Origin of the sequence: Streptomyces sp. NPDC059037 (assembly GCF_042740015.1) — a bacterium.
Lineage (GTDB): Bacteria > Actinomycetota > Actinomycetes > Streptomycetales > Streptomycetaceae > Streptomyces.
The window spans coordinates 12,088-15,643 of record NZ_JBHYIG010000235.1; the positions used below are offsets into that span (position 1 = coordinate 12,088).

A 3,556-nucleotide genomic window follows, 5' to 3' on the forward strand; every position below is an offset into this window, starting at 1 on the left:
CAAACCCCCCCCCCACCACAACGCGCGCGGCCCCGCGCGTATAACCCCCGGGGGCCCCCGGCCCTCTGCTCACGTCAGCCCGAGGCGCTTACGCCTCAAAGACCTCATTGACGAGCTGCTCCTGCTCCTGCTCATGCCGCTTCTTGGAGCCCACCGCAGGTGAAGAACCATGCGGACGGGAGATCCGACGCAGCCGCTCCCCGTGAGGAATATCCGCGCCGACCGCCAGGTCCAGGTGGTCGATGAGGTTGAGGGCGATGAAGGGCCATGCGCCCTGGTTCGCCGGCTCCTCCTGCGCCCACAGGTACTTCTCGGCGTTCGGGTACTTGGCGATCTCCGCCTGGAGCTCGGCACCCGGCAGCGGGTACAGACGCTCGATGCGGATGATGGCCGTGTCCGTGACGCCGCGCTTCTGGCGCTCCGACTCGAGGTCGTAGTAGAGCTTGCCCGCGCAGAAGACGACCTTGCGGACCGCCGCCGGGTCGACCGACGCGTCGCCGATGACCGGGCGGAAGCCGCCCGTCGTGAACTCCTCCGTCTTCGAGGCCGCCGCCTTGAGGCGCAGCATCGACTTCGGGGTGAAGACCACCAGCGGCTTGTGGTGCGGGTTGTGCACCTGCCACCGCAGGAGGTGGAAGTAGTTCGACGGGAGGGTCGGCATCGCGACCGTCATGTTGTTCTGCGCGCACAGCTGGAGGAAGCGCTCGATGCGGGCGGACGAGTGGTCCGGGCCCTGGCCCTCATAGCCGTGCGGCAGCAGCAGCGTGACGCCGGAGTGCTGGTTCCACTTCTGCTCGGCGGCCGAGATGTACTCGTCCACCACCGTCTGCGCGCCGTTGACGAAGTCGCCGAACTGCGCTTCCCACATGACGAGGGACTCGGGGCGGGCCAGCGAGTAGCCGTACTCGAAGCCCATCACCGCGTACTCGGAGAGCAGCGAGTCGTAGACGTTGTAGCGCGCCTGGTCGTCCGAGAGGTACAGGAGCGGCGTGAAGTCCTCGCCCGTCTCACGGTCGATGAGCACCGCGTGGCGCTGACCGAACGTGCCTCGGCGCGAGTCCTGGCCCGACAGACGGACCGGGGTGCCCTCGAGGAGCAGCGAGCCGATGGCGAGGGTCTCGCCCATGCCCCAGTCGATCGTGCCCTCTTCGACCATCGACATGCGGCGCTGCAGCTGCGGCAGCAGACGCGGGTGGACCGTGACCCGGTCGGGGATGTTCACCTGCGACTCGGCGATCCGCTTGACGACCTCCTGGGAGATCGCGGTGTCCACGTTCACCGGGAACTCGGGCTCCGCGGCGGGCACTTCGGCCTGCGCGGGCTGCGAGATGGCCTCGCGGACCTCCGTGAAGACCTTCTCCAGCTGGCCCTGGAAGTCCTGCAGGGCCTGCTCGGCCTCTTCCAGGGTGATGTCGCCGCGACCGATGAGGGACTCGGTGTAGAGCTTGCGCACCGAGCGCTTCTTGTCGATCAGGTCGTACATCAGCGGCTGCGTGAACGCCGGGTTGTCCGACTCGTTGTGTCCGCGGCGGCGGTAGCAGATGAGGTCGATGACGACGTCCTTGTTGAACGCCTGGCGGAACTCGAAGGCCAGGCGGGCGACGCGGACGACGGCCTCGGGGTCGTCGCCGTTCACGTGGAAGATCGGCGCCTCGATCATGCGGGCCACGTCCGTGGCGTACATGGAAGAACGCGACGACTCCGGGGCGGCGGTGAAGCCGACCTGGTTGTTGATGACGATGTGGACCGTGCCGCCCGTGCGGTAGCCGCGCAGCTGCGACATGTTGAGCGTCTCGGCGACCACACCCTGGCCCGCGAAGGCCGCGTCACCGTGCAGGGCGACCGGCAGGACCGTGAAGTCCGTGCCGCCCTTGTTGATGATGTCCTGCTTGGCGCGGGTGATGCCCTCGATGACCGGGTCGACCGTCTCCAGGTGGGACGGGTTCGCGGCCAGCGAGACCTTGATCTGCTCGCCGTCCAGGCCGGTGAAGGTGCCCTCGGCGCCCAGGTGGTACTTCACGTCGCCGGAGCCGTGCATGGACTTGGGGTCCATGTTGCCCTCGAACTCGCGGAAGATCTGGGCGTACGACTTGCCCACGATGTTCGCCAGCACGTTCAGGCGGCCGCGGTGGGCCATGCCGATGACGACCTCGTCCAGACGCGACTCGGCGGCGCTGTCGATGACGGCGTCGAGCAGCGGGATGACGGACTCGCCGCCCTCCAGGGAGAAGCGCTTCTGGCCGACGTACTTCGTCTGCAGGAACGTCTCGAAGGCCTCGGCGGCGTTCAGCCTGCGCAGGATGCGCAGCTGCTCCTCGCGCTCGGGCTTCGTGGCGTGCGTGCGCTCGATGCGGTCCTGCAGCCACTTGCGCTGCTTCGGGTCCTGGATGTGCATGAACTCGATGCCGGTGGTGCGGCAGTACGAGTCGCGCAGCACGCCGAGGACGTCGCGCAGCTTCATCATGGACTTGCCGGCGAAGCCGCCGACCGCGAACTCACGCTCCAGGTCCCACAGGGTGAGGCCGTGCTCGGTGATGTCCAGGTCGGGGTGCTTGCGCTGCTTGTACTCCAGCGGGTCCGTGTCGGCCATGACGTGGCCGCGGACGCGGTAGGAGTGGATCAGCTCGAAGACGCGGGCGGCCTTCGTGACGTCGTCGTCGTGCGAGGCGTCGATGTCCTTGAGCCAGCGGACCGGCTCGTAGGGGATGCGCAGCGCCTTGAAGATCTCGTCGTAGAACTCGCCCTCGCCGAGCAGCAGGTTCGCGACGATCCGCAGGAACTCGCCGGACGCGGCGCCCTGGATGACCCGGTGGTCGTAGGTCGACGTGAGCGTCATGACCTTCGAGATGCCGAGCTTGTTCAGGGTGTCCTGGCTCGTGCCCTGGAACTCTGCCGGGTAGTCCATCGAGCCGACGCCCATGATGACCGACTGGCCGGGCATCAGACGCGGGACCGAGTGGACGGTGCCGAGGCCGCCGGGGTTGGTCAGGGAGACCGTGACGCCGGTGAAGTCGTCCATGCCGAGCTTGCCGTCACGGGCGCGCCGGACGATGTCCTCGTAGGCCTGCCAGAACTCGAAGAAGTTCAGGGTCTCGGCCTTCTTGATGCCCGCGACCACGAGCTGGCGGTCGCCGTTGGGCTTCACCAGGTCGATGGCGAGGCCGAAGTTGATGTGCTCCGGCTTGACCAGGGTCGGCTTGCCGTCCTTCTCCACGAAGGAGTAGTTCATCGACGGCATGGCCTTGATGGCCTGCACCATCGCGTACCCGATGAGGTGCGTGAAGGAGATCTTCCCGCCGCGGGCGCGCTTGAGGTGGTTGTTGATGACGATGCGGTTGTCGAAGAGCAGCTTCACCGGGACCGCGCGGACCGACGTGGCCGTCGGGACCTCGATCGAGGCGTTCATGTTCTTCGCGACGGCGGCCGAGGGGCCGCGCAGCGTCACGTACTCCGGACCGGCCGGGGCCTCGGTCGCGGGCGCGGCCTTGGCGGCTGCGGGCTTCGCGGAAGCGGCCTTGGCGGGCGCCGACGCGGCGGGGGCGGCCTGTGCGGTGCT

General features: G+C 67.9%; 1 protein-coding gene. It reads right to left on the reverse strand.

What is annotated here, in order from left to right; translation table 11 throughout:
• Positions 1 to 88 precede the first annotated feature (88 nt).
• On the reverse strand, positions 89 to 3,556 hold a 3,468-nt coding region (locus ACFWY6_RS34490), incomplete at its 5' end, for a multifunctional oxoglutarate decarboxylase/oxoglutarate dehydrogenase thiamine pyrophosphate-binding subunit/dihydrolipoyllysine-residue succinyltransferase subunit (protein ID WP_384699030.1).